This is a genomic window from Gemella sp. GH3 (assembly GCF_013415425.1).
Classification (GTDB): Bacteria; Bacillota; Bacilli; order Staphylococcales; family Gemellaceae; genus Gemelliphila.
In genome coordinates this window covers 1-25,721 of sequence record NZ_JACBYC010000075.1, presented here as the reverse complement: position 1 = coordinate 25,721, position 25,721 = coordinate 1, and the positions used below count along the sequence as shown (strand labels likewise).

Below are 25,721 nucleotides of genomic sequence, written 5' to 3'. Positions count from 1 at the left end.
TCCATATACTCCGATATATTTATTAATTCTTTTTCCAAAAATTCTTTTCTTTGAATATATTGTAAATAGATAGGTATTTTCTCTAATTCTTTATATATTTCTTCAATTTCCTTTTCTAAAGATACTACTAAATTATATTTCTTTGTAGCTTCAAAAAATACACTTCTTTTTTGCAAATTTTTTATTCTATCTATTTTTTCAATAACATTTTTATTTTTTTCTAATTTTTGTTCAATATTTTTAAACTCTGTTAAATTAAATTCTTGAGATAAAATAATATTTAATTTATCAAGTTCATTATTTATATCAAAGTTATTCATTATCTAAATCCATTGCACAAATCAGTGAATAATGCTTTATCCAAAGTTAAATTTGAATTAGATAAAGATTCACTAATATTGTAACCTTTTAAATTTTCTTCAAAACATTTTTTATTATTATTTTTATAAATAATACCCGTAACTAAGTCATTATACTTTTCTAAAATGTCATAAGCAGCTAATTTATTAGTACAATCATAATCTTCTATTTCGTCTAAATTTGTTAAATTCTCTTTGAACCACTTAGGCGTATTTTTATAATTATACGTATGACACGGACTAAAAATATTTACTAAGGAAAATCCTTTATGTTTTATAGCTTCTTCAATTATTTGAACCATTTGTTTCATATTACCTGTAAATGCTTGAGCTAAAAATGTTACATCTGCTGACAAAGCCATCTTCATAGCTGATAAAGGAATATCGGTAACTCCATCTAAAGAAGTAGTAGTAACAAATTCTTCATCAGATCTAGGGGATGCTTGAGCTTTTGTTAGTGCATAAAGTTGATTATCCATAACTATATATGTCATATCTATATTCCTACGCATAGCGTGAATTGCATGTCCAATACCAATAGCATATCCATCTCCATCACCACCCATTGCTACTACCGTTAAATTATAATTCGCTAACTTTACTCCTTGTGCTATAGGTAAAGAACGTCCATGTAATCCTTGAACTCCATATGCTTTTGTATAACCACTAATTTTCCCTGAACAACCTATTCCTGCTGAGATAACTAAATTTTCTGGCTTTATACTCAAATTAACAGCTGCCCTATTAATACCAGCTAATACAGAAAAATCTCCACATCCTGCACACCAATCAGGTTTTACATCGTTTCGATAATCTTTTAATGTAATTGTCATTTTAGTCATCTCCTTTCTTTATTTCTCTAACTATTTCTCTGGCATACATAATATCACCGTTATATTTTAAAATACTTTTTAATTTATTATTTATATCTAAATTATTTGACAGTACCGTATTTAATTGTGCATTATAATTATGCTCTACAACATACACTTGTTTGTAGTTATTAATAATTGTTTCTAACTCTTTAGATACTGGATATATTTGTCTTATATGAAGAGTATCAGTTCCTATATTAGCATTATTTAATTTTTGTGCTGCTTCATCTATAGTTCCACAAACAGAGTTAATTCCTATTAATAAAATATTTTTATCTAAACTAAATTCATTGAAAACATACGGTTCTTTTATAAATGCCGATGCCACTTTTCTCATACGTTTTTCAGTTTGTTTAGCTCGAATGGTAGGATTTTCTGAAGGTAAACCATACTCTGAATGTTCTGAACTGTTAGCATTATGAATTCCACCTATCTGTCCAGGTATTGATCTATTAGAAACTAAATTTTCTAAATCATAACGTTTAAAATAAACTGTATTTTCTAGTTGTGCTAATTCATCTTCTGTTAATAGTTTACCTCTATTTATATCTATTTTGTTAAAATCAAAATCTTGAACAGTTTCTTTATTCATAGATATTTGTAAATCTGATAATACTATTACTGGGGTCTGATATTCTTCGGCTATATTAAATGCATCAATCATAATATAAAAACAATCTTCTACACTTGACGCAGCTAATACTACCCTAGATGCATCTCCTGCTCCACCATAGACAGAATGGAAAATATCAGACTGCTCAATTTTAGTAGGTAGTCCCGTTGCTGGACCACCCCTTTGTGCATCAAACACTACTGCAGGCTGTTCACTTATAGTACCCAATCCTAAAAATTCCGTCATAAGTGCCATTCCTGGTCCAGATGTTGCTGTCATAGCCCTTACTCCTGCATAATTAGCTCCAAGAACTACTCCTAAGGCAGCTAATTCATCTTCTGTTTGAATATACGCTCCACCTACTTTATGTAAATTTTCAAACATATATTCCATTACTTCAGTAGCAGGAGTTATAGGGTATCCTGCATACAACCTACATCCTGCTGCAATAGATCCTAATGCAGCCGCATGATTACCTATAAGCCACATATTAGATTTTTCTTTTTTAGGAAGTTCTTTTAAATAATATTTATCATCTATATTATTATCTAACATATACATAGCCATTACATCTCTTCCTACTTCAAAAGCGCGAATGTTACTATTAACTACTTCTTCCCCTTTAGCAGAAAATTTTGTTTCAATCATTTCTCTAAATAACGAAATATCAATATTTAATAGTTTAGAACATATTCCTAAAGTTATAATATTTTTAATTATTGGACTAGATATTTTCTTAGCTAAACTAGTTATGGGAAATATAGCAACTTTACACTTAATTTCCTCGGGTATTATAGGATTAATCTTTTCATCAACTATTATAATACTATTATCGTGTAATTCCTCTACATAATTTTCTAATGTAGCTTGATCAAATGCAACCAATATATCTGTATGATACTCTATAGCATTTTTCTTTATTTCATTTATACAAATTTTGCTATTACTATGTCCACCCTTTATTCTACTGGCAAAATTTCTCGTAGAATACATATTATATCCTAGTTTATTTATTACAGAAGAAAAAATTTCTGCTGTACTCTCTAATCCTTCTCCTTGTTCTCCACCAATTTTCCAAGATAATTTATTAATCATTATACAATCTCCTTCAATAGAAATTTTAATTAATAACTCCCTATTATTAACATTTCCTTATTTATAATATTTATTTTATCTTTACTTTATAACATCGCTATAGTATCATATCATTATATCATATTTCATATATTTTTTCACTATTCGAAAGGAGAAAAGATGCAATCACTAACCTCTAAATTAAGACCAAAAAGATTAGAAGAAGTTGTTGGTCAAGAACATCTCATAGGAGAAAATAAGATACTAACAAAAATAATATCATCTAATAATATGTTTTCTTTTATATTGTACGGCGCACCAGGAACTGGAAAAACAACGATAGCATCAGCTTTAGCAAATGAATTGGATTATAAATTCAAAATATTAAATGCAGTTAACTGTTCGAAAAAAGATTTAACTAACGTTATTGAAGAATCTAAAAGATTTAAAAAAGTTATATTACTCCTTGATGAATTTCATCGTTTGACAAAACCAATGCAAGATATACTATTACCAGAAATTGAATTTGATAACATTTATGTTATAGGATGTACTACTCAAAATCCGTATCATAGTGTTGCGCCTGCAATTAGATCTAGGCTAAAAATATTTGAACTAAAACAATTAAATCAAACTAACATTTATAATTATTTAAAAAATATAGTAACAAACGAAGAAATATTCAATAAAAACGTTACAATTACCGACGAAGTATTAAGACAAATATCAATAGATTGCTCAGGAGATATGAGATTTGCTATAACTACCTTAGATATCATATACAACACTGCTAAAAATGAAGAAACAATAACTATAGAAATGTTTAATAATCTATCTTTGGGAGTTTATAAAAATTATGATGATAACGGGGATTACTTCTATGACACAATTAGTGCTTTTCAAAAATCTATTCGAGGAAGTGATGTTAACGCATCATTGTATTACTTAGCACTACTTATTGATAGTGGAGATTTAGATACTATATGTAGAAGACTATCGGTAATAGCATATGAAGATATAGGTTTAGCTAATCCTAATATTGGACCTTTTGTTGACTCTGCAATCAATAGCGCAAAAATGTTAGGTTTTCCAGAAGCTAGAATACCACTAGCTAATATAGTCATTCAACTAGCTCTTTCTGTTAAATCTAATAGTGCTATAGTCGCAATTGATAATGCTTTGGATACCATAAAACGTAATCCTAAATTCAACATACCTAGTCATCTACGCGATAACCACTACATAGGTGCTGACAAATTAGGAAATGGATTAGGTTACAAATATCCTCACAATTATCCTAACAATTACGTACAACAACAATATTTGCCAAATAATTTAATTAATAGCAACTTTTACACACCTAACCTAACTAATAAAAATGAAAAAACATTGAATTTATATATGGAATTTATAAAAAAATTAAATAATAAATAAACATTTTCTAACATTAAAACTATTATAATAGAGTCATTTATATTGTAATGAAATTTATTAATATTAAAAATAAAAAATAGCAACCTATAATTAAATATAGATTGCTATTTTTATTTAGTTTTTATCTTTAGGTAAAAAGGCATTTAATAAAACTCCTGAAATCGCCGATAAAGCCATAGCTGGTAATTCAAAATTAATATTCTCAAATTTCAACATAGCTCCTCCTACTCCTAAAACAATAATTACAGAAGAAATTACTAAATTACGATTAATACTAAGATCAACTTTTTCATCTACTAACATTCTTAAACCACTAGAAGCTATAATACCAAATAATAAAATTGATACTCCTCCCATTACTGGTGATGGTATAGTTGATATTAATGCAGAAAATTTTCCTATAAAGCTTAATACTAAGGCACAAATTGCTGCTCCAGCAAGTACAAAAACAGAGAAAATTCTCGTAATAGCTAAAACTCCAATATTTTCTCCATAAGTTGTACTAGGTGGCCCTCCTAATAGTGAAGCAAACATCATTGCAGTACCATCTGCTAAAATAGATTTATTAAGCCCGGGATCTTTTATAAAGTTTTTACCTACTACTTCTGATAATACCATTTGATGTCCTATATGTTCATTAATAGTTACAATAGCTATAGGTACTAAAGCCAACGCTGCTACATTCCATTCCGGATTATACGTAACAAAAGGAATCATAAAGTTCGGTAAACTAAACCAAGGTGCATCGATTACCGCTTTGAAATCAACTAATCCCATTATATAAGCAAATATATATCCAAATACAATTCCTAACAAAACTGGAATTTGCTTAGCAAATCCTCTTAATGCCACACAGCATAAAATGGTTATTACAAGAGTAACCATCGCAACTGTAAAATACGTCAAATCGTACTGTTTTACTCCGTTTACAGTTTTATTCATTGCCATATCAACAGCAGTAGGAGCTATTCCTAGTCCAATAACAATTATTATAGGACCAACAACTACTGGAGGTAATAATTTTAGTAACCAATCTACACCAAACCTAGAAATAAACAATGCTATAATTCCGTACACTAAACTGGCTAAAAAAGCTCCTAGCATAGCAGTTTGAACATTGTGCGTTGTAGAAAGAACAATTATCGGATTAATAAAAGCAAAAGAAGATCCTAAATATGCAGGAATTTTTCCTCTTGTTATAGCAATATACGTCAAAGTTCCTATCCCTGATGTTGCTAAAGCTACACTAGCATCAAGACCAGTCAAAATAGGGACCAATACCGTAGCACCAAACATAGCAAATAAATGTTGCAAACTAAGAGTTATCCATAAAGCCATATTAGGTTTCTCGTTAACGTCTAAAATAGGTTTTAATCTATATTTTTCTAGTTCCATTCTCTTCTCCTTATATAATAAATTCTAAATATATTATATAGGAAACTAAAATTTTTTCAAGGAGAAATATTTCTACTATAATTACAATCTATTGATTAATAAATTTTTTATTAATAATATTATTAAATAATCCTAAAAAATTAAAGAAAGCATAATTGTTTATAAATAATATTATAGAATTATATAAATAAAAGCTAAATTACAATTATTACTTTATTAAAGTATAATCATAATTTAGCCTTTAAATTTTTAACTATCGTTTATCTACTCTTTTTACAATATAATCTCCTAAATATTGTAGAGCGAATACTATTATTAATATTACAACTGTAGAGACAACAGTTACTGCGTTATTATTTCTTTGGAATCCATCTAAATATGCTAAGTTTCCTAATCCTCCAGCACCTATAACTCCTGCCATAGCTGTAGATCCAATTAATGCTATTGCTGTAACTGTAAGTCCAGAAATTAATGCAGGCTTACTTTCTGGTAATAATACCTTAGTGATTATCGTAATATTTTTTGCACCCATCGCTTTAGCTGCTTCTATAACACCTTTATCTACTTCACGTAAAGCTATTTCTACTAATCTTGCATAAAAAGGTGCTGCTGAAACTATAAGTGCCGGAATCGCTGCTTGAGCTCCTATCATAGTACCTACTAAAGCTTTAGTTAATGGTATTAATAAAACTATTAAAATAATAAATGGTATAGCTCTAAATATATTTACTATGGCAGTTATTATTGTATATATAACTTGTACAAATTTATTACTACTTTTTGATGTAAGATATAATAACAACCCTAAAATAATACCTAGAACTAAAACAGCTATTAGTGCGTAGCCTGCCATCACTAGAGTTTCTATAGTTTTTTCTTGTAATTTATCCCAGTTAACTCTTGAAAAATCCATAATTATAACACCTCCACTGTAATTTCTAATTTTATTAATTTATCTATAACTTTGTCTATATCAACATCTTCTCCGATTAATTGCGTATAAAGCGTTCCTATATATCCTGTTTTTGTCTTATCTACTTTTCCTTGAATAATATTTAACTTAACATTAAACTCGTGAGTGACATCATTTATTATCGGCTCATTGAAGTTTTTATTATTAAAAGTCAATTTTATTATTCTACCATTAACAAATTCTTCTTTCCAATTAGCTACATTTTGAATAGCAGATTTTTCTGAACTAAAACTAGTTTGTTTTAAAAATTTCTTAGTTACATTATTTTGAGGATTATAAAATACATCAGAAACTAATCCTTCTTCAACTATTTTTCCATCATCAATTACAGCAACTTTAGTACATATAGTTTTTACTACATTCATTTCATGAGTAATTAAAACTACTGTTATATTAGTTTTTTTATGTATCTCATTAATAAGTTCTAATACGTCAGCTGTTGTTTCTGGATCCAAAGCACTAGTAGCCTCATCACACAAAAGTATTTTAGGTTTCCCTGCTAATGCACGAGCAATACCTACTCTTTGTTTTTGACCACCAGAAAGTTGAGACGGATAATTACTTTTTCTATCTTCTAACCCTACTAATTTTACTAACTCATCTACTCTTTTTTCTCTTTCAGCTTTAGGTATTCCTAATATTTCCAAAGGAAAAGCAATATTTTCTGCCACAGTTCTACTCCAAAGTAAATTAAAATGTTGGAATATCATGCCTATACTTTGTCTTTTTATTCTTCTTTGTTCATTATTAATTTTACCAAAATCTTCTCCCAAAACAACAACTTCTCCGTTAGTTGCAGTTTCTAAACCATTTAATAAACGTATCAAAGTAGACTTCCCTGCTCCAGAATAACCTATTATTCCGTATATATCTCCTTCTTGTACTGATAAATCAATATCTTTTAATGCATGAACATCATTATTATAAATTTTATTTACGTTACTTAGTTTTATTATAGCCATAACTTATTCTCCTTATTCTGTAAAATAAAAAAACCTTATTGCTAAATAGCAATAAGGGCGTTAGACGCGGTACCACCTTAAATTTAACTCACAGTTACTTACATAACCTTGCCTATAACGTGGCATCACGAATAAAGTTTACTTAACTTGCTCACTCTATTAATTACTATACACAAACCATATTCATATACTTCATAATATGTACTTTCAGCAAACGTACACTCTCTAAAATTAATTCATATACTACTCATAAGTGCTTATATTTTAAAAAGAGTATATCATTATAAAATATAATTGTCAATATAATTTATAATATTTTTTGACAATTTTAAAAATAAATTATTATAAAAAGAGAAAGTATTAATATATTATTTTTATAACTACCTTTTTATATAATTAAAAATTATTTCTTAGTTGTTATAACTTGCTTATATAACTCTTAATAAAATTGCTAAATTATTTACTTAAATAAAAAGTCAACCAAAAGGTTGTCTTTTATCTTTCATATCAAATTCAGTAGATAATATTAATAAATTATCTTTATTAATATTATCTACTCTGTTTCATTTAATATTTATATTAGCAAATAATAAATTATTAAACTAATACCTTATCATTTTTATCTCTATCAGCTTTAAATTCTCGTTGCTTCACTACTATTTTTTTATTTTTCTTAAGCTCTTTTGTTTTTAACAATACCCAAAGCTGAGTCGCTATAAATAGTGATGAATACAATCCAAATATTAAACCTATAAGTAATGTAACATTAAACGTATATATAGCTTTACTTCCTAATAATAGCATTACAACAACTGCTATAATAACTGTAATTACTGTATTAAATGATCTAGTCAATGTTTGTCTTAAAGATACATCTACTATTTTATAAAGTTGCTCTTTCGAAGTTATAACTTTTTCATAACGCATATGTTCACGTATCCTATCGAATGTAACTATCGTATCATTTATCGAATACCCTACTATAGTTAAAATCGCAGCAATAAAAGTAATATCTATCTCTAATCTTAGAATACTAGCCATAAAAATTATAACCAAAACATCATGCAATAGTGCTATAATACTCGTTACCCCCATACGCCATTCAAATCTAAATGCTACATATATAATTATTCCTACAGAAGCATAAATCAATGCATACAGAGCATTTTTTGCCAATTCCTTTCCTATAATAGGAGACACAACACTTATATTAGCATCTTTATTGTATTTACTGCTAAAGTATTCTTTTACTTTTAATGTTTTTTCTTGATCAAAATTATCTTTTGAGTGAATTGTAGCTTGTTTGTTATCTGGTGTAAATACTATCTTTTCTTCTTTAACTTGTAAAGAATCTAGATCAGATTTTATTTGATCTTGGGTAATTTGTGAATCAGACATTACATCTATTCTAGTTCCACTAGAAAAATCTATTCCTAAATTCAACTTGAAAGTACTTAAAGAAATTGTTCCAGCTATTATAATAACTACACTTAATGCGAAGAACTTATTCATATGTTTAGTAAAGTTAAATTTATCAAATTGAGTTGGTAAATCCAAAGAATTTATAGGCTTACTGTCTTTATGTATACTCTTCTTTCTAACACCAAACAATCCTAAATTATTGTTAAGAACATTTGATTTAACTATTAAACTAAGCAAAATTCTAGTTCCAAATACTGCCGTAATAAAACTTACTAAAATTGTAAGTAATAACATAGTAGCAAATCCTTTAACACTACTTGTACCAAAAATAAATAATACTACTGCAGCAATAACTGTAGTTAGCTGTGAATCAAAAATTGTCCACAATGATTGTTTAGCTCCATCTTTATAAGATTTTTCTAATGTATATCCTGATCGTAATTCTTCTTTTATACGTTCATACATAATTATATTGGCATCTACTGCCATACCAACTCCTAGTATTAGAGCTGCTATACCTGGCAATGTTAATACTCCTGATATTAAATTAAAGAATACAATAGTAATATACACGTAAGCCACTAACATAATACTTGCTATTAAACCTGGCAACCTATAAAATACAACCATAAATAAACAAATAATTCCTAGTGAGATAATACCTGCAAATACAGTTTGATTTAAAGCTTCAGAACCAAATTGCGCTCCTACTGCATTTGAATAAATTTCTGTAAGTTTTACAGGTAAAGAACCAGAATTAAGTAAAGCTGCCATATTTTTAGCTTCTTCTAAAGTAAAATTACCTGATATTTGAACATCTTTAGAATTAATTGTTTGTGTTACTTGCGGTGCAGAAATAAATTTATGGTTAGTCTTTTTAGCTTCTTCTGCATAACTATCACCTTCTTGATAGTCCATCCAAATAACCATTAGATTATTTCCAACACCACGTTTACTAATCTCTGACGTTATACGTCCAAATTTTTCTGCATCTTTTAATTTTAACGTTACAATAGGTTTAGAATATTCGGCATATCCTTGTGAAGCTCCATTTTCTTGTAAATCAGAACCATCTAATAAAACATTATCATCTGTGTCTCTAATTGTTAAGTTAGCTTGCGTTGATAATACTTTCCTTGCCGACTCTTGATCTTTTACTCCCGCTAACTCAACTCGTATTCTATTTCCTGATTCAACAGTTATAACTGGTTCACTTACTCCTAGAATATTTATACGACGACTTATCGTGTCAGAAGTGGCTTTAACAATATTCTCATCAATATTATCCCCTTCTTTTATCGGTTCAACTTGATAAAGAACCTCAAAACCACCTTGTAAATCAAGACCTAAGTTTACTTTAGACACATTAGGTTTATATGTCAAAAATATACTTGTTAAAATTATAATTACTAAAGAAAATGCGGTAAACAATCTACCAAATTTTCTTTGATTTTTTTTTCTTCGCATAGTATTCTCCTAATTTTCTAATGAATTAATATAATTTTCAATATAGTTTAGTACCGAGAAATCATTATTATTTCCTATAATTTCATCACACATTTTTTTTATTTCTTCTTTTGCATTACTTGGGCAAATACTAGTTCCTGCAACTTTTAGCATATCTATATCATTAAAATTATCACCAAAAACAACAGAATCTTTTATATCCATACCATAATACTCTGCAACACGCTTAATACCTTCTCCTTTTCCACATCCAGCAGGCATAATATCAAAAAAGTTAGTTGCAGAAAATGTAGATTCTATTCTAAATTTTTTATTTACTTCTGATGCGATTTTACGCAACAAATCATGATTCTTAGAAGATATCATTACTTTATAGATTCTATCATTATTTTTCTTTATATCTCCTAATATGTCTTTAGTAATATGCATAGGAGTTTTTATATTGTCTGGTAAATTCTCTTCAACACGCCTAATTCTGGCTAAACTAAAAGATAAAGTATCACTATATATGTAATTTGCACTATATATATGAAATTCGATACTTCCATCTGTTAATTCCATATATTTTTCATAAATATAAGTAATTTCTTCCTCACTGAAATATTTTTCATATATAATTTCTCCGGTTTTTAAATTTCTTATAAAGCTACCATTACAAGAAATAACCGCGTCATCAAGACCCATTAAATTATAATAACTTCTTATAGCTAAATCGACTCTTCCTGTCGCTATAAAAAATTTAATATTATTACTTTGTAATTTATTCATTACATCCTTAGAACGAGGACTTATTTCTCTGTTATCATTTAGAAACGTTCCATCCATATCAGTTACAAACCATTTACTCATAACTATCTCCTATTTTTTAAAAACTATATATTGACTAATAAAGTAATTAGCCACAATAACTATAAACTGTACTATTACCTTACTTATAAAATCTCCTATTCCTATCCAAACAAGTACTTCCACACCTACTATTTCTATAAACATAGTAAACAATCTTGAGGTAAAAAACTTCGATAACTCATAGAATATTTTTTTTATACCATAAACTTTAGAAGAAAATACATACCTAGCATTTACTACATAAGCGAATAGTATAGATAATGTTATAGCTAAAAAATTCGATGTAATTCTTTCTAACCCTAATTTAGTAAGTATATAGTATGAAACTAAATTTACTAATGTTGTACATACTCCAAAAAACAAATAATTAACTATTTTTCTATATGTTGGATTGTTATAATAATATTTCAACTTATTAATTAAATTATTCATAAACACCTCTTATAGTAAACTATACAACTCTATTTCAGGATATTTATCATTAAACCATCTCATCGCAAAATCATTTTCAAAAAGAAATACATAATTATCTTGTAAATCTTTTACTAATACACTTCGAGATGATGACATACTTTCTTTTATCATATCTTCATTTTTTATCCAACGTGTAGTTTTTTGACCTATATGCTCCATAACTACTTCTGTATTATATTCATTTTTCATACGATGTTCAAAAACTTCAAATTGTAACTGTCCAACTGCTCCAAGTATTATTTGATTAGTATGTAGTGTTTTATAATATTGAATTGCACCCTCTTGTACTAATTGCTCTACTCCTTTGTGGAAATGCTTTTGTTTTAATACGTTTTTAGCAGAAACTTTTACAAATATTTCAGGAGTAAATGATGGCAACTTCTCAAACTCTATTTTCTTATTTTGATACAATGTATCTCCTATTTGATAATTACCGCTGTCGTATAATCCGATTATATCTCCAGGATATGCTGTATCTATAGTAGCTTTGTCATCTGCCATAAAGTTTGTTGATCTAGAAATTTTCATTTTTTTGTTAGTTCTAGTTAGTGTTACATCCATACCTCTATTAAATACACCAGAACACACACGTAAAAATGCTATTCTATCTCTATGTCTTGGATCCATATTGGCTTGTATCTTGAAAATAAATCCAGAGAAATCTGCATACATAGGATTAATTTTTTCTCCATTTACTGTATTTCTATCCATAGGTGTTGGAGCATTATCAACATAATAATTCAAAAAGCTAGCTACTCCGAAAGAAGATAATGCCGACCCGAAGAATACTGGAGTCTGTTCCCCTTTAAGTTGTTTATCATAATCGTAGTCATTTCCTGCTTCAGAAATTAAAATCATATCCTCTACACATTTTTGATACATTTGATCATTTACTAAAACATTGTCACCAATAATATTATATTCTTCATCTAATTCTATAAAATCTTCATTTTCTTTGAATGGCTCAATATAATGTTTCTTTCTATCCATTATTCCAAAGAAATTTTGTCCCATCCCTACTGGAAGATTCATAGGATAAGTTTCTATTTCTAATTTATCTTCTATTTCCTCTAGTAATTCTAAAGGATCTTTAGTTTCTCTATCCAGTTTGTTTATAAATGTAAAAATCGGAATACCTCTCATCTTACATACTTTAAATAGCTTTAATGTTTGAGCTTCTATACCTTTGGCTCCATCTATAACCATTACTGCACTATCAACAGCCATCAACGTTCTATAAGTATCTTCTGAGAAATCTTCGTGACCTGGAGTATCCAAAATATTAATGATTTTATTATCATATTCAAATTGCATTACTGACGATGTTACAGATATACCTCTTTGCTTCTCTATTTCCATCCAGTCACTTTTCGCAAATTTACCCGTTTTCTTTCCTTTTACTGTTCCAGCTTCTCTTATAGCTCCACCAAATAATAAAAGTTTTTCAGTTAAAGTAGTTTTCCCTGCATCGGGGTGAGATATTATCGCAAAAGTACGACGTTTTTTTACTTGTTCTTGTATGCTCACTAGTCATTTCCTTTCAAATCTTTATATTTTTTATTTGCTTCTTCTAAACAGACAATAGGATCAGAATGCCAAACTTTTTTTCCTTGTTGTAAAATTTCATAATCTTCTCTTCCTTTCGAAGCTAGTATTATAAAATCTCCCGGCTTAGAAATTTCTACTATCCTTTTCACTGCATCTCCTCTAAACCATACTTTCTCATAACTTTTGTGAGTAAGACCTTTTTCTATAGCAGCCATTAACACTTCAACATCCTCATCTCTTGGACTATCAGTAGTTATAATAACATAATCCGCTTCAGAAATAATCTCTCCTATAAGAGGTCCTTTTGATATATCTCTACCTCCACCCATTCCAGTCAACAGGAGTGTTCTTTTACCTTTACGCATTTCTCTAGTCGCTTCTAGAAGTTTTGCATAACCATCAGGAGTGTGAGCAAAATCACTAATTATATCTATTGGCAAATCTTCTCCCAAAATCTCCATACGTCCGTATAACGGAGATAAATTTGAAAGTAAATTCACTATATCAGATATTTTATAACCTTTTAACCATACAGATATTAATGCTGCCAAAATATTACTAACCATAAAATCACCTATAAAAGGGATAGTACAGTCGAATTCTCCTTTTGGGCTATGTAGCACAAAATAAGTCATTAATTTATTATTAACTTTTTTATGTTCAATATCTGTTGCAAAAAAATCTGCTGAATTATCTTTAATAGAATAAGTAATTTCTTGCTGATATAAAGTTTTTGCCATTATTTCGTAATACTCATCATCTTTATTAAGAACGCCAAATTTTGCATCTAACAAATTATTTCCTAAAGTAGAAAAAAGTAAAGATTTATCATAAGCATAAGTATTCATATCTCCATGAAAATCTAAATGTTCATAAGTTAAATTGCTAAATACTGCTATATCTATAGGGATATTATAGATTCTTCCTAAAACCATAGCATGAGAAGATGCTTCAAAAGTAAAATGTTTTATGTTATCTTTTCGTAAATCTCCAAGCTTATTGTGTAAAGTAACTACGTCTGGAGTAGTATTTCCCAGGTAATTAGGAGTGTCATCATTTTTACAAAATCCGTTAGTTCCCAAATAAGAACTAGTAGTATTTAGTAACCTCAACATATCGTGAATTAAAGTTGTTATACTTGTTTTACCATTAGTTCCTGTTACTGCAACTATACTAGGTAAACTATTAACATCATTTATAGCATAAGCTAACATACTAGCTAACTTATTAACTTCTTTTTCCTTAACAACTACTACTGCACATTTATTATAATTATACTCTCTATCCTCACTAGCAATAACCAATACTGCTCCATTTTCTATAGCTTTTTCTATATAATCATGACCATTAACGGTATAACCAACATTAGCTACAAAGATAAAGTCTTCTAATACTTCTCTTGAGTTAGACGTTATCCCCACAACATTTTTAGGAATCACACCATAAACTTTCTTTATTTTTATCCTATTTATAATTTCTTCTATGCTCATAAATATATCTACTTTCAAAAAATTTACTATCTTTCATTATACTACAATAAAATTATAAGCTCAATAACTAAGAAAAAGTAAATTAATATTAATTAATGTTTATTAAAAGTTGAGATACTAAAAAAACATATCTAAGAAAAGTTGCTTAGATATGTTTTATATATATTTCTATTTAAATTCATCTTGATATAATAAATTAAATATCCACTGAAGATTTATTAGTGGCTCGGATTGTTTATCAATTACAGGTTGTACTAATGATTTTATCTCTGAAACTATTTTATTCTTATCTACAGAGTTAATATTTACTTCTTCATCCTTATCGTTCAACATAAATAATAATTCAAATCTTCTATTAAATTTGTAGAAGTTATATTCTTCATCTGAATATATATATTCTTTTTCATAGGAATTACTGAGATATCTCTTACCATTAGGAATTTTAACTGTCCTAACTCCATCCAAATTATATTTTATTCCTTCTATATCTGGATTATCTACCCACCATAAATTGTCTATTAACATTACTAATTCTGGTTCTTGTCCTTCTACTCTTGGCATATTTTTCGCATAATACACTGCATTTGATTTTAAATTTATCTTCACATATACGAATATTACTATTCCTAATAATACTACTAGTATTGTTCTCCATATTATTTTTTTCATTCTTTTCCCTCTAGTTTTCTTATTTCAACTAGTTGATTATATCATAATCTTTATTACTATAGAAAACTTGTGCATTTATAAATAAAATCTATATAAGTATTTTTACTTACATAGATTTGTATACTTTTATTTAAACTCATCTTGATATACTAAATTAAATATCCATTGGAGATTTATTAGTGGTTCGGATTGTTTATCAATTACAGGTTGTACTAATGATTTTATTTCTGAAACTATTTTATTTTTATCTATAGAATTAATATCTAGTCTCTGCACTTTTTTCATATTCGTAGCATGTAATAGTTTAAAGTGCCTATTAAAGGTATATGAGATATCTTTTTCATCTGAATATACATATTTTGTTTCATATGATTTAGTAAAATATCTACTTCCATTAGGCGTCTTTACAGTTCTACTACCATCCAAATTATATTTTATCCCTTCTATATCTGGATTATCTACCCACCATAAGTTGTCTATTAACATTACTAATTCTGGTTCTTGTCCTTCTCCTCTTGGCATATTTTTCGCATAATATACTGCATTTGATTTTAAATTTATCTTTACATATCCGAATATTACTATTCCTAATAATACTACTAGTATTGTTCGCCATATTATTTTTTTCATTCTTTTCCCTCTAATTTCCTTATCTTAACTTAACTGATTATATCATAATATTTATTACTACTAAAACTTACACACTTACAAAATAAAATCTATGTAAGTATTTTTACTTACATAGATTTGTATACTTTTATTTAAACTCATCTTGATATACTAAATTAAATATCCACTGGAGATTTATTAATGGTTCGGATTGTTTATCAATTACAGGTTGTACTAGTGATTTTATCTCTGAAACTATTTTATTTTTATCTACAGAGTTAATATCTATTTTCTCATCTTTATAATCTAAAAAAGCCAATAATTCAAATCTTCTGTTGAACCTATAAAAATTATCTTTTTCGTCTAAATAAACATAATTTGTTTCATCTGCATATATATTACCAAATGACTTATTTTTATATATAATATACCTTGTTCCATCAATATCATATTTTAAACCTTCTATATATGGATTATTTACCCACCATAGGTTATCTATTAACATTACTAATTCTGGTTCTTGTCCTTCTCCTCTTGGCATATTTTTCGCGTAATATACTGCATTTGATTTTAAATTTATTTTTACATATCCGAATATTACTATTCCTAATAATACTACTAGTATTGTTCGCCATATTATTTTTTTCATTCTTTTTCCTCTAGTTTCTTCCGAATAATTTTTTTATTAATCTCCCTGCTGGTGCGACTATATTTTTGGCTACAAAATTTCCTACAGGTTTTGCTACTTTTGTAGTTACAGTTTTTACAATAGGTCGTACAAAAGTATTAATAGATTTTACTACATAGTTACTTATCACCTTTGCTGCTGGTTTTATAATTCTATTATGAATCGGTTTTACTACTTTATTATAAATAACATTCGCTATTTTTTGTACCGGTTTTACTATTACTTTATTTACAATTTTTAATGTAGGTTTTACTATATATTTTGTTATAGGTTGTATAATTTTCTTATTAATTGTTTTGACTACCGGTTTTATTATATTTTTATAAGTAGCTGTTACTCTCTTTTTAACTCCGTCTAGTAAACTCGTACCTACTCTTTTCGCAGTTATAACTCCGGCTGTTACTTTACTAGTGAAACTCGTTATTTTATTACTTACAAAGTCTTTTGTATGTTTAACAATCTCTTTAGATCCAGCTATAACACCCTGTAAGACTTTTTTAAACTTTCTTAACGCTGTTAAAGATATTAATCCTAGTCCAGCTATACTAACTACAGCTCCGTAGTTAATAAGAATATAGTTATCAATTGGTAAATAATCTATGCCTTTTAGTTCTAAAGCTTCATTGTAGTAATTTTCTCTTTTTGCTTCAAGATTCTCTATACTATAATATTTTTCAATTCTTTCTTCTAGCGATAAATCTTTAAAATCAGGATGATATTTCAAAATATAAGCATCCTTGTTAGTTCTAGCATCTTTTTCGTCGATATTAGTTAATAAATCACCTGTCATTGAATTATTTAGAAATAAGACGTCTTTAGGGCTTACCCCTAATAAATTAAGTGGAGATAAGCCACCAACAAATTTTATAGATTCTTTCCACCAAACGCTTTTCTCTGATGTAGCTAGTGGAGCTGCTAAATGTGGAAAATCAATAAAATAATTATCTTCTTTGTGTAATTTTATAAAAAATTTATACACATAATCATCTAAATTCTCAGGTCTTTCACCAAAATCATTAGTTTTTGTTTGTAAAAAATCATCGTGATATACACTATAGGCAATAGCATTCGCAATATCATGATTTATCTTATCTTGATTATTACCGTGTTTTTCTCTAGATTTTTTAGCTACTTCTTTAATATAGTTTAAGAAAATCTCTTTTTGGTCTTTTGTCATTCCAGTATTTATTAGAAATGGGTCTACTTTTTCGTTATTTTGTTCTACATATGCAGTTTTTTGATTTAACTCTGCGGGTATATAAGTATTTTGTATAATTGTAGAGTTATTATTAATATTATTGAAATTTGTAGTTTTAGGAACTTGTATCGGTTTAGTTGGTACTATATAGTTATTATAGTTTACTGGTAGCTCTATATTACCTATAACTTTGTTATTAGTAGTATTAGTATGTTCTTTAGTAATATTTTCTTTACTTACTTTATTATCTACTAAATCTTCTTTTTTCTCAATAGGTTTTACAATTTTCTTATAGACAAATGTATGCTCTATATCCTTATTGACTACTGTCTTCAATTGATTTGGCAAAGTAAATTCTGCTATATTTTCTGCATTATATAATAGGGAATACCCTTTTTCTGCTAGAAAAACTTTATCTTTTGCCAAAGTGTTTCCTGATTCATCAGTGAATTTCAAAGTAACAGTATAGACTGGTCTATATACGAATTGTAATTTGGGATAATTAAGATTTGATTCATCTTTCTTAATATCTACTAATTTATACTTTGGTATAGCTACCGATTGGAACAAGTACTTTTCGTCATGAAATCCTGTAAACTCTTCATTAGGTTTTATAGTTATTCCAGATTCGTCTACATAGCTAACTGTAATATGATTTTGTAATCTTGTAAATAGATTAGCTTGTAAACTACTACCGAATATATCATATCTTACAGCTATAGGATAGTAATATGAATCATTAACTCTCTCAGGTGCTGGCGAATAAAATATATAATCAAAACTAGATAAAAATCCTGCACCTAAATAGCCACCTTTGGGTAAGTCTACAGAGCCATTTAATCCAACTACCCCAGGAGTAACGTCATAAATAATATTATCTTTCTTTACTAAATTTGATTCTTTAGGAATAATTTCTGTAATATTAGCTAAATCTGTCTGTACCCCTTGAGCTGCGTCAATATCTGTTTAAATAAAGCTTAATACTACTGGCATTTCTTCCATTGTACCATGTTTTACTATCTTATAATTAATACCTAAGTTACTTGCGTTATTATATAAGACGGCAATAGAATTTCCAGTTGCTCCTGGAATAAATTGTTCTCCCGCAAAACCTAATCCTTTTATACGATTATTATTAGAATAACCAGAATTGTTAGCCCATTCTTCTTTATCCGAATCAATTACTGTCCAAATTAAATCTAAGTCTTCATTAGATTTAGTTTTTCCTACAAAATTAATTCTTCCAGAATCTCCTTTATTATTTCTATATGCTTTAACTTCTATACTAGGTGTATTTTGAACACCAAACGTAGTAGCATCGTTAAGAATTCCTAATTCTTGACCTTGGATTAACTCAACATATGTTCTATCTGACCAGTGTAATCCTTCTTTAGTCAAGAAATGTCTATTTGTTAAGTTATCTCCTATTAATGAAATAGAAATATTATTATAAAAGTCAATTCCCGTTTTTGTATTATCCACTTCTCCATTAACAACATAGTGGGTAATTTGTGGAATATTAGATATGCTTGTATTACTAGATTTTGAAGGTGTCCCAAGTATTAATGAATCATTACCAATAGTTACACTTTCATTCTGATAGTTTTTGTTCGAATTTGATGTTTTATTATCTACTACATTACTTGAGATTGTTTCTGCCAAAACAATATTTCCTGATAATAAAAACATCATCATTAAACTTAATATAATTTTTATTTTTCTCATTTTTCCTCCTTTCGAACTAACTGATTATATCATAATATTTATTATTATAGAAAACTTCTGCATTTATAAAATAAAATCTATGTAAGTATTTTTACTTACATAGATTTGTATACTTTTATTTAAATTCATCTTGATATACTAAATTAAATATCCATTGGAGATTTATTAGTGGCTCGGATTGTTTATCGATTACAGGTTGTACTAGTGATTTTATCTCCGAAACTATTTTATTTTTGTCTACAGAATTAATATCTATTCTCTTCCACTCTCTAAAATTCATAACATGTACTAATTCGAAACGTCTATTAAAACTATATGAAATACCCTCTTCATTTGAATACATATAATCCATCCTATCTTCTTCATATGAAGATATACTACCAAAAGAATTATTTTCATATATAACATATTGTGTTCCATCTATTTTATACTGTATTCCCTCTATATCTGGATTATCCACCCACCATAAATTGTCTATTAACATTATTAATTCCGGTTCTTGTCCTTCTCCTCTTAGCATATTTTTCGCATAATATACTGCATTTGATTTTAAATTTATCTTCACATATCCGAATATTAATATTCCTAATAATACTACTAATACTGTTCTCCATATTATTTTTTTCATTCTTTTCCCTCTATTCTATTGTATACTCCATATATACGAACTTATTGATTATACCACGATAATTATTTCTACTAAAAATTTATGCTCTAATAACAAAAATGAGAGAAATAAAAACCTTATTTCTCTCAAATTAACATATTAATTTTTACAAATCATCTAATAAATCTTTTGCCTTGCGTTTAGCTTTTTCGAAAAAACCTGTTTCTTCTGTATATTTTTCGTTACGCAATTTAGCTAGTTTTTCGTATAACTCTCTTTCTTCACGTGACAAATCTTTAGGTATTTTTATAGACGCTACTATATAATGATTACCTTGACCATAACCCATTACACTCTTAACACCTTTACCTGAAAGTTTGAATCTTCTTCCGTGCTGTGTACCCGCAGGAACATTTAGTTCAATTTCTCCCGTTAGTGTTTTTACATCTATTTTGGCTCCTAAGGCTGCTTGAGCAGGAGATAATTCTAACTCTGTATAAATATCATCACCTTCTCTATGGAAGTAATTATCTTCTGTAACCAGAACTTCTACGAATAAATCTCCTGCCGGTCCTCCGTTGATACCATTGCCTCCTTTACCTTGCAATCGTACACGTTGACCAGATTTAATTCCTGCTGGTATATCTATTTCATATTCTACTTCTTTATTATTGTATCCTTTTCCAAAGCAGTGAGAACATTTATCTTTAATGATTTTCCCTCTTCCTTGACAAGTTGAACAAGTTCTTTGTGATTGAACTTGACCGAAAACAGTACTTTGTACTACTGTTTCTACACCACTTCCGTGACAAGTTTTACAAGTTTCTACGCTAGAAGAATCTTTGGCTCCACTACCGTTACAGTAATCACATTCTACATCTTTTCTAATTTTTATAGTTTTCGTAGTTCCAAAAACTGAATCATTAAAACTTATATTTATTCTATGAAGTAAATCTTCTCCTTGTCTTGGTGCATTAGGATTTGATCTACGTGATCCTCCTCCAAAGAAGCTAGAGAAAATATCTCCTAAATCATCGAAATCAGCTCCGCTAAAACCACCGCCAAAGCCTCCTCCGAAGCCGCCACCTTGTCCAAAGGCAGAATGACCAAACTGATCATATTGAGCTTTTTTATTAGCATCACTTAACACTTCATAAGCTTCTGTTATTTCTTTGAATTTTTCATTGGCATCTGGCTCTTTGTTGATGTCTGGATGATATTGTTTAGACAATTTTCTATATGCCTTTTTTATTTCTTGAGATGAAGCACCTTTACTAAGACCTAACACCTCATAATAATCTCTTTTTGCCATTATTTCACCTCAAATTAAATTTATATTCATAAAACCCACTAATTCTAAACTCTTTAAAGTATTTAGAATTTAGTGGATTTTATCTTTATAGAAAATATTTATTTAAAATTATTTTTTCTCTGTGAAATCTGCATCAATTGTATCATCATCAGTTGATGATTGTTCTGTATTTTGTTGAGTTCCTTGAGCCCCTTGAGCTGCACTAGCTTGCTCATAAAGTTTCATAGTCATTTCTTGAACTGCTTTTTCTAATTCTTCTTTAGCTGATTTTATATCTTCTAAAACATTATTTTTGATAGCTTCTTTTAATTTATCATTTTTTTCTTTTATAGCATCTAGTAAGCTTTGATCAACTTTATCTTTTGCGTCTTCTACTGCTTTATCTGCTTGGAATGATAATTGATCAGCTTCATTTCTAATATCTACTTCTTCTTTACGTTTTGCATCTGCTTCTGCATTAGCTTCTGCTTCTTTTACCATTCTATCAATATCTTCTTCTGTTAATGAACTACTTGATTCTATAGTAATTTTTTGTTCTTTTTGTGTTCCTAAATCTTTTGCTGTAACATTTACTATACCATTTTTATCTATATCGAATGTTACTTCTATTTGTGGCTCTCCACGTTTTGCTGGTGGTATATCTGTTAATTGGAAACGTCCTAGTGTCTTATTGTCATTAGCCATAGGTCTTTCTCCTTGTAGAACGTGAATATCTACTGCAGGTTGATTATCAACAGCTGTTGAGAACACTTGTGATTTTGAAGTAGGGATAGTTGTATTTCTTGGAATTAATACAGTCATCACTGATCCCATAGTTTCAATACCTAGTGATAAAGGTGTAACATCTAATAATACAACATCTTTTACATCACCTGAAATTACTCCACCTTGAATTGCAGCTCCCATAGCTACTACTTCGTCAGGGTTAACTCCTTTGTGGGGCTCTTTACCCATTTCTTTTTTGATAGCTTCTTGGACAGCAGGTATACGAGTTGATCCTCCTACTAGGATTACTTGATCAATATCGTTAGCTGATAACTCTGCATCTTTTAGTGCTTGACGAGTAGGTATTAATGTTCTTTCTACTAAACTATGTGTTAATTCGTCAAATTTAGCACGAGTTAATGTATTTTCTAAGTGAACTGGTCCATTAGCTCCTGCTGAGATAAATGGCAATGATATTTGTGTAGAAGTTACTCCTGATAAATCTTTTTTAGCTTTTTCTGCTGCATCTTTTAATCGTTGCATAGCCATTTTATCTTGAGATAAATCTATACCTTGTTCTTTCTTAAATTCTGATACTAAGTAGTCGATAATAGCTTGGTCAAAATCATCTCCTCCTAGTAAATTATCTCCAGAAGTAGATAGAACTTCAAATACTCCGTCTCCTAATTCTAAGATAGAAACGTCAAAAGTTCCTCCACCTAAGTCGAATACTAAAACCTTTTGATCTACATCTGTTTTTTCTAAACCGTACGCCAACGCTGCTGCTGTAGGCTCGTTTATAATTCTTTCTACTTCTAATCCAGCTATTTTCCCTGCATCTTTTGTAGCTTGACGTTGAGCATCGTTAAAATAAGCTGGGACTGTAATTACTGCTTTTGTTACTTTTTCTCCAAGATAACTTTCTGCTGTAGCTTTCAAATTTTGTAAAATCATAGCTGAAATTTCTTGTGGAGAATATTCTTTTCCATTAACAGCCTCTTTATAGTCTGTTCCCATATGACGTTTTATTGATATTACAGTATTTGGATTTGTAATTGCTTGACGTTTAGCTACTTCTCCAACTTGGATTTCATCTCCTTTGAACGCTACTACTGAAGGAGTAGTTCTATTACCTTCTGGGTTAGGTATTACTTTAGCTTCTCCACCTTCTAAAACTGCTACACATGAATTTGTTGTTCCTAAATCTATTCCTATAATTTTTGACATTATTTTTTTCCTCCATCGTTTAATTATATTATTTAAACTATTTTTAATTATTAACTTTAACCATTGCTGGTCTAATTATTCTATCTTTTAATTTATATCCTTTTTGGAATGTTTCCAAAACTATTCCACTTTCTTTATCTTCTACATAATCTTGCATAACTGCTTGATGATAATTTGGATCAAAGTTATCCCCCGTAGGTGTAATTACTTCTACTCCTTCATTTTTCAAAGCATTTTGAATACCTTCATAAACCATTGTTACGCCTTTTAATAGAGATGCATTAGCTCCATTTTCTTCTGTTGAATCTAAAGCTCTTTCTAAATTATCCAAGCTAGGTAAGATGCTTGATATTATACTTTGACTTTTGTATTTGTTATTACTTTCTATTTCTTGATTTTTTCTCTTCTTAAAGTTTTCAAATTCCGCATAAAGTCTAAGATATTTATCTTCCGATTCTTTTAAATCTTCTTCTAGCTTCAAAACTTTTGCTTCTAAAATTTGCTCTATAGTTTGTTCTTCTACTACTTCTTCGGTAGTTTCTGCAACTTCTTCTATATTATCATCTTGATTTAATAATTCTTCTTGATTGTTATTCTCAGTAGCCATATTTACCTCCTGCTATTTTAAATTGTTGTTTAAATTATCTTTTACACAAGTTATTAATGCCATAACTTTTTTGTAATTCATTCTTTTAGGTCCAAATACAGCAATTACTCCTTCACCTTTATCTGTGCTATATTTACTAGATACTAATGAAAGTTCTTTTATACTACCAAACGAAAGTTCATTACCTATCTTTATAGAAGTTTCATCATCACTAGAATTTTCATCAATTAAATTAATTATATTTTCATCTTCTAAAAGGGTAACTATTTCTTTTAATTTATCTAAATCATTTATGTCTGTTTGCTTTAGCAAATTATACTTTCCACCCAATGCTATAGTTTTCTTAATTTTATTCTGGAGCAACCTATTTAACACAACTACAATAACATCATAATTATTTACTTTGTCTTTTAGATATTTTTCTAATTCTCCGTGAATCAGTATGTGTGCCGTAGCCATATCAACATCATAAAAATAAGTTTTTAAGATTTTATTAACTTCTATAACATCCTCTTCTGAAAAATCAGAATCAAGTTTGTAATTTTGCTGATATACTTCTCCAGTCGTAGTTATTAATATTACCAAAATACTTCTACTACTTAATAAAATTACTTCTATTTTGTTTATTCTATTATCAACTTTAGTTGGAGCTAATATTACTGCAGTACAGTCAGTTAAATCAGATAAAACTATTGCATTTTTTTCCAAAAATTTACCTTCTGAATTATAACTTTCATTAGATATACTTTGTAATTTTTTATTATCATCCTTCGTTAATTTGTAGTCCGATTTTATACAATCTATATAGTAACGATATCCTTTTTCTGAAGGAACTCTTCCCGAAGAAGTATGTGTCTTCATAATAAGTCCTTCTTTTTCTAATTTACTCATATCATTTCTAATTGTTGACGAACTAAAATTAATATTTTGAGATATGAACTTAGATCCCACCGGTTGATTAGTATTAATAAAATTTTCAACTATAGTTTTAAGGATAAGTATTTGCCTTTCTAATAGCATATAATCACCTTCTTACTTTTATAAATTAGCACTTTAATTAATAGAGTGCTAATTTATATTTAATATATTATCACTTAGGTCAAAAAAAGTCAACACATTTTCGAAAATTTTTTTGACTTTTTTTGACTTTTATTTTTGATAATTAATGAAATATACAATTTCATTAATATTATAAATGATTTCTTCAATTATAATTGAATAACATCTATATTTTATAAATATAACTATTTAAAAACTTTAAAAAATTAAATAATTCAAATTAAAACTATTTGAAATACATTTAATACTTATTTTTGGTTAATATTTAATATTGTTTTTAATTTTATATAATGGTATAATTAAAGTGTTAATAATTAATTAAATAAGGAAGGTTAAAATCTTATGAATAAAATAATTAAAAGTTTATCATTATTTTTATT

General features: G+C 28.3%; 22 protein-coding genes. 1 reads left to right on the top strand and 21 read right to left on the bottom strand.

Annotated features, from left to right (window positions below; genetic code table 11):
• The 3 genes from HZY83_RS01890 to HZY83_RS01880 all read right to left on the bottom strand — a co-directional run.
• Positions 1 to 320: YlbF family regulator (locus HZY83_RS01890; RefSeq protein WP_179942392.1), on the bottom strand; the 320-nt coding region annotated here is incomplete at its 3' end.
• Entirely contained in the window at positions 320 to 1,192 is an 873-nt protein-coding gene (locus tag HZY83_RS01885) for a 2-oxoacid:ferredoxin oxidoreductase subunit beta (RefSeq protein ID WP_179942391.1), read from the bottom strand. The genes HZY83_RS01885 and HZY83_RS01890, both read right to left, overlap by 1 nt.
• A 1-nt stretch (position 1,193) precedes the next feature.
• Positions 1,194 to 2,942, bottom strand: a complete 1,749-nt coding sequence (locus HZY83_RS01880) for a 2-oxoacid:acceptor oxidoreductase subunit alpha (RefSeq protein WP_179942390.1) — start codon at positions 2,940 to 2,942, stop codon at positions 1,194 to 1,196.
• 159 nt (positions 2,943 to 3,101) lie between these two features.
• Here HZY83_RS01880 and HZY83_RS01875 point away from each other — a divergent pair, with 159 nt between their 5' ends.
• Positions 3,102 to 4,355: a replication-associated recombination protein A gene (locus HZY83_RS01875; RefSeq protein ID WP_179942389.1), complete on the top strand. Its 1,254-nt coding sequence runs from the start codon at positions 3,102 to 3,104 to the stop codon at positions 4,353 to 4,355.
• A 114-nt stretch (positions 4,356 to 4,469) separates the two neighbouring features.
• Here the strand turns inward: HZY83_RS01875 and HZY83_RS01870 are convergent, their stop codons facing one another.
• The 18 genes from HZY83_RS01870 to hrcA all read right to left on the bottom strand — a co-directional run bounded on the left by HZY83_RS01870 (position 4,470) and on the right by hrcA (position 25,302).
• Complete coding sequence (locus tag HZY83_RS01870) at positions 4,470 to 5,750, bottom strand: solute carrier family 23 protein (protein ID WP_179942388.1); 1,281 nt, start codon at positions 5,748 to 5,750, stop codon at positions 4,470 to 4,472.
• A 253-nt stretch (positions 5,751 to 6,003) separates the two neighbouring features.
• Positions 6,004 to 6,663 carry a methionine ABC transporter permease gene (locus HZY83_RS01865; RefSeq protein ID WP_179942387.1) on the bottom strand — a complete coding sequence of 220 codons (660 nt, stop codon included), beginning with the start codon at positions 6,661 to 6,663 and terminating at the stop codon, positions 6,004 to 6,006.
• Positions 6,664 to 6,665: 2 nt separating this feature from the next.
• Entirely contained in the window at positions 6,666 to 7,679 is a 1,014-nt protein-coding gene (locus tag HZY83_RS01860) for a methionine ABC transporter ATP-binding protein (protein ID WP_179942394.1), read from the bottom strand.
• A gap of 603 nt (positions 7,680 to 8,282) precedes the next feature.
• Positions 8,283 to 10,574 (bottom strand): protein translocase subunit SecD, encoded by a 2,292-nt coding sequence (secD, locus tag HZY83_RS01855; protein ID WP_179942386.1) that lies wholly within the window; start codon positions 10,572 to 10,574, stop codon positions 8,283 to 8,285.
• 9 nt (positions 10,575 to 10,583) lie between these two features.
• Positions 10,584 to 11,423 carry an HAD family hydrolase gene (locus HZY83_RS01850; protein ID WP_179942385.1) on the bottom strand — a complete coding sequence of 280 codons (840 nt, stop codon included), beginning with the start codon at positions 11,421 to 11,423 and terminating at the stop codon, positions 10,584 to 10,586.
• A 9-nt stretch (positions 11,424 to 11,432) separates the two neighbouring features.
• Positions 11,433 to 11,855 (bottom strand): GtrA family protein, encoded by a 423-nt coding sequence (locus HZY83_RS01845; protein WP_179942384.1) that lies wholly within the window; start codon positions 11,853 to 11,855, stop codon positions 11,433 to 11,435.
• 9 nt (positions 11,856 to 11,864) lie between these two features.
• The gene (locus tag HZY83_RS01840) at positions 11,865 to 13,424 is read right to left on the bottom strand and encodes a peptide chain release factor 3 (RefSeq protein WP_179942383.1); all 1,560 of its coding nucleotides are present in this window, start codon (positions 13,422 to 13,424) and stop codon (positions 11,865 to 11,867) included.
• Complete coding sequence (locus HZY83_RS01835) at positions 13,424 to 14,935, bottom strand: UDP-N-acetylmuramoyl-L-alanyl-D-glutamate--2,6-diaminopimelate ligase (protein WP_179942382.1); 1,512 nt, start codon at positions 14,933 to 14,935, stop codon at positions 13,424 to 13,426. Before HZY83_RS01835 ends, HZY83_RS01840 begins: the two co-directional genes overlap by 1 nt.
• Before the next feature lie 168 nt (positions 14,936 to 15,103).
• Positions 15,104 to 15,604, bottom strand: a complete 501-nt coding sequence (locus tag HZY83_RS01830) for a hypothetical protein (RefSeq protein WP_179942381.1) — start codon at positions 15,602 to 15,604, stop codon at positions 15,104 to 15,106.
• A 126-nt stretch (positions 15,605 to 15,730) separates the two neighbouring features.
• Positions 15,731 to 16,234: a hypothetical protein gene (locus HZY83_RS01825; RefSeq protein ID WP_179942380.1), complete on the bottom strand. Its 504-nt coding sequence runs from the start codon at positions 16,232 to 16,234 to the stop codon at positions 15,731 to 15,733.
• Between the two features lie 127 nt (positions 16,235 to 16,361).
• Complete coding sequence (locus tag HZY83_RS01820; protein ID WP_179942379.1) at positions 16,362 to 16,862, bottom strand: hypothetical protein; 501 nt, start codon at positions 16,860 to 16,862, stop codon at positions 16,362 to 16,364.
• Between the two features lie 10 nt (positions 16,863 to 16,872).
• On the bottom strand, positions 16,873 to 18,750 hold the full coding sequence (locus HZY83_RS01815) for a MucBP domain-containing protein (RefSeq protein WP_370520033.1): 1,878 nt from the start codon (positions 18,748 to 18,750) through the stop codon (positions 16,873 to 16,875).
• A gap of 315 nt (positions 18,751 to 19,065) precedes the next feature.
• Complete coding sequence (locus tag HZY83_RS01810; RefSeq protein ID WP_179942378.1) at positions 19,066 to 19,824, bottom strand: hypothetical protein; 759 nt, start codon at positions 19,822 to 19,824, stop codon at positions 19,066 to 19,068.
• A 115-nt stretch (positions 19,825 to 19,939) separates the two neighbouring features.
• Positions 19,940 to 20,452: a hypothetical protein gene (locus HZY83_RS01805; RefSeq protein WP_179942377.1), complete on the bottom strand. Its 513-nt coding sequence runs from the start codon at positions 20,450 to 20,452 to the stop codon at positions 19,940 to 19,942.
• Positions 20,453 to 20,597: 145 nt separating this feature from the next.
• Positions 20,598 to 21,743 (bottom strand): molecular chaperone DnaJ, encoded by a 1,146-nt coding sequence (gene dnaJ / locus HZY83_RS01800; RefSeq protein ID WP_179942376.1) that lies wholly within the window; start codon positions 21,741 to 21,743, stop codon positions 20,598 to 20,600.
• Positions 21,744 to 21,851: 108 nt separating this feature from the next.
• Entirely contained in the window at positions 21,852 to 23,675 is a 1,824-nt protein-coding gene (gene dnaK, locus HZY83_RS01795) for a molecular chaperone DnaK (RefSeq protein ID WP_179942375.1), read from the bottom strand.
• A gap of 43 nt (positions 23,676 to 23,718) precedes the next feature.
• Entirely contained in the window at positions 23,719 to 24,282 is a 564-nt protein-coding gene (grpE, locus tag HZY83_RS01790; RefSeq protein ID WP_179942374.1) for a nucleotide exchange factor GrpE, read from the bottom strand.
• 12 nt (positions 24,283 to 24,294) lie between these two features.
• Positions 24,295 to 25,302, bottom strand: coding sequence for a heat-inducible transcriptional repressor HrcA (gene hrcA, locus HZY83_RS01785; RefSeq protein WP_179942373.1), 1,008 nt, complete (start codon positions 25,300 to 25,302; stop codon positions 24,295 to 24,297).
• Between the last annotated feature and the right edge of the window lie 419 nt (positions 25,303 to 25,721).

Coding starts and splice junctions, on each gene's coding strand:
- HZY83_RS01875 (WP_179942389.1), top strand. CDS start 3,102: ATGCAATCACTAACCTCTAAATTAAGACCAAAAAGATTAGAAGAAGTT.
- hrcA (WP_179942373.1), bottom strand. CDS start 25,302: ATGCTATTAGAAAGGCAAATACTTATCCTTAAAACTATAGTTGAAAAT.
- HZY83_RS01870 (WP_179942388.1), bottom strand. CDS start 5,750: ATGGAACTAGAAAAATATAGATTAAAACCTATTTTAGACGTTAACGAG.
- HZY83_RS01865 (WP_179942387.1), bottom strand. CDS start 6,663: ATGGATTTTTCAAGAGTTAACTGGGATAAATTACAAGAAAAAACTATA.
- HZY83_RS01835 (WP_179942382.1), bottom strand. CDS start 14,935: ATGAGCATAGAAGAAATTATAAATAGGATAAAAATAAAGAAAGTTTAT.
- HZY83_RS01825 (WP_179942380.1), bottom strand. CDS start 16,234: ATGAAAAAAATAATATGGCGAACAATACTAGTAGTATTATTAGGAATA.
- dnaK (WP_179942375.1), bottom strand. CDS start 23,675: ATGTCAAAAATTATAGGAATAGATTTAGGAACAACAAATTCATGTGTA.
- HZY83_RS01805 (WP_179942377.1), bottom strand. CDS start 20,452: ATGAAAAAAATAATATGGAGAACAGTATTAGTAGTATTATTAGGAATA.
- HZY83_RS01845 (WP_179942384.1), bottom strand. CDS start 11,855: ATGAATAATTTAATTAATAAGTTGAAATATTATTATAACAATCCAACA.
- grpE (WP_179942374.1), bottom strand. CDS start 24,282: ATGGCTACTGAGAATAACAATCAAGAAGAATTATTAAATCAAGATGAT.
- HZY83_RS01830 (WP_179942381.1), bottom strand. CDS start 15,604: ATGAAAAAAATAATATGGAGAACAATACTAGTAGTATTATTAGGAATA.
- secD (WP_179942386.1), bottom strand. CDS start 10,574: ATGCGAAGAAAAAAAAATCAAAGAAAATTTGGTAGATTGTTTACCGCA.
- dnaJ (WP_179942376.1), bottom strand. CDS start 21,743: ATGGCAAAAAGAGATTATTATGAGGTGTTAGGTCTTAGTAAAGGTGCT.
- HZY83_RS01880 (WP_179942390.1), bottom strand. CDS start 2,942: ATGATTAATAAATTATCTTGGAAAATTGGTGGAGAACAAGGAGAAGGA.
- HZY83_RS01820 (WP_179942379.1), bottom strand. CDS start 16,862: ATGAAAAAAATAATATGGCGAACAATACTAGTAGTATTATTAGGAATA.
- HZY83_RS01850 (WP_179942385.1), bottom strand. CDS start 11,423: ATGAGTAAATGGTTTGTAACTGATATGGATGGAACGTTTCTAAATGAT.
- HZY83_RS01810 (WP_179942378.1), bottom strand. CDS start 19,824: ATGAGAAAAATAAAAATTATATTAAGTTTAATGATGATGTTTTTATTA.
- HZY83_RS01885 (WP_179942391.1), bottom strand. CDS start 1,192: ATGACAATTACATTAAAAGATTATCGAAACGATGTAAAACCTGATTGG.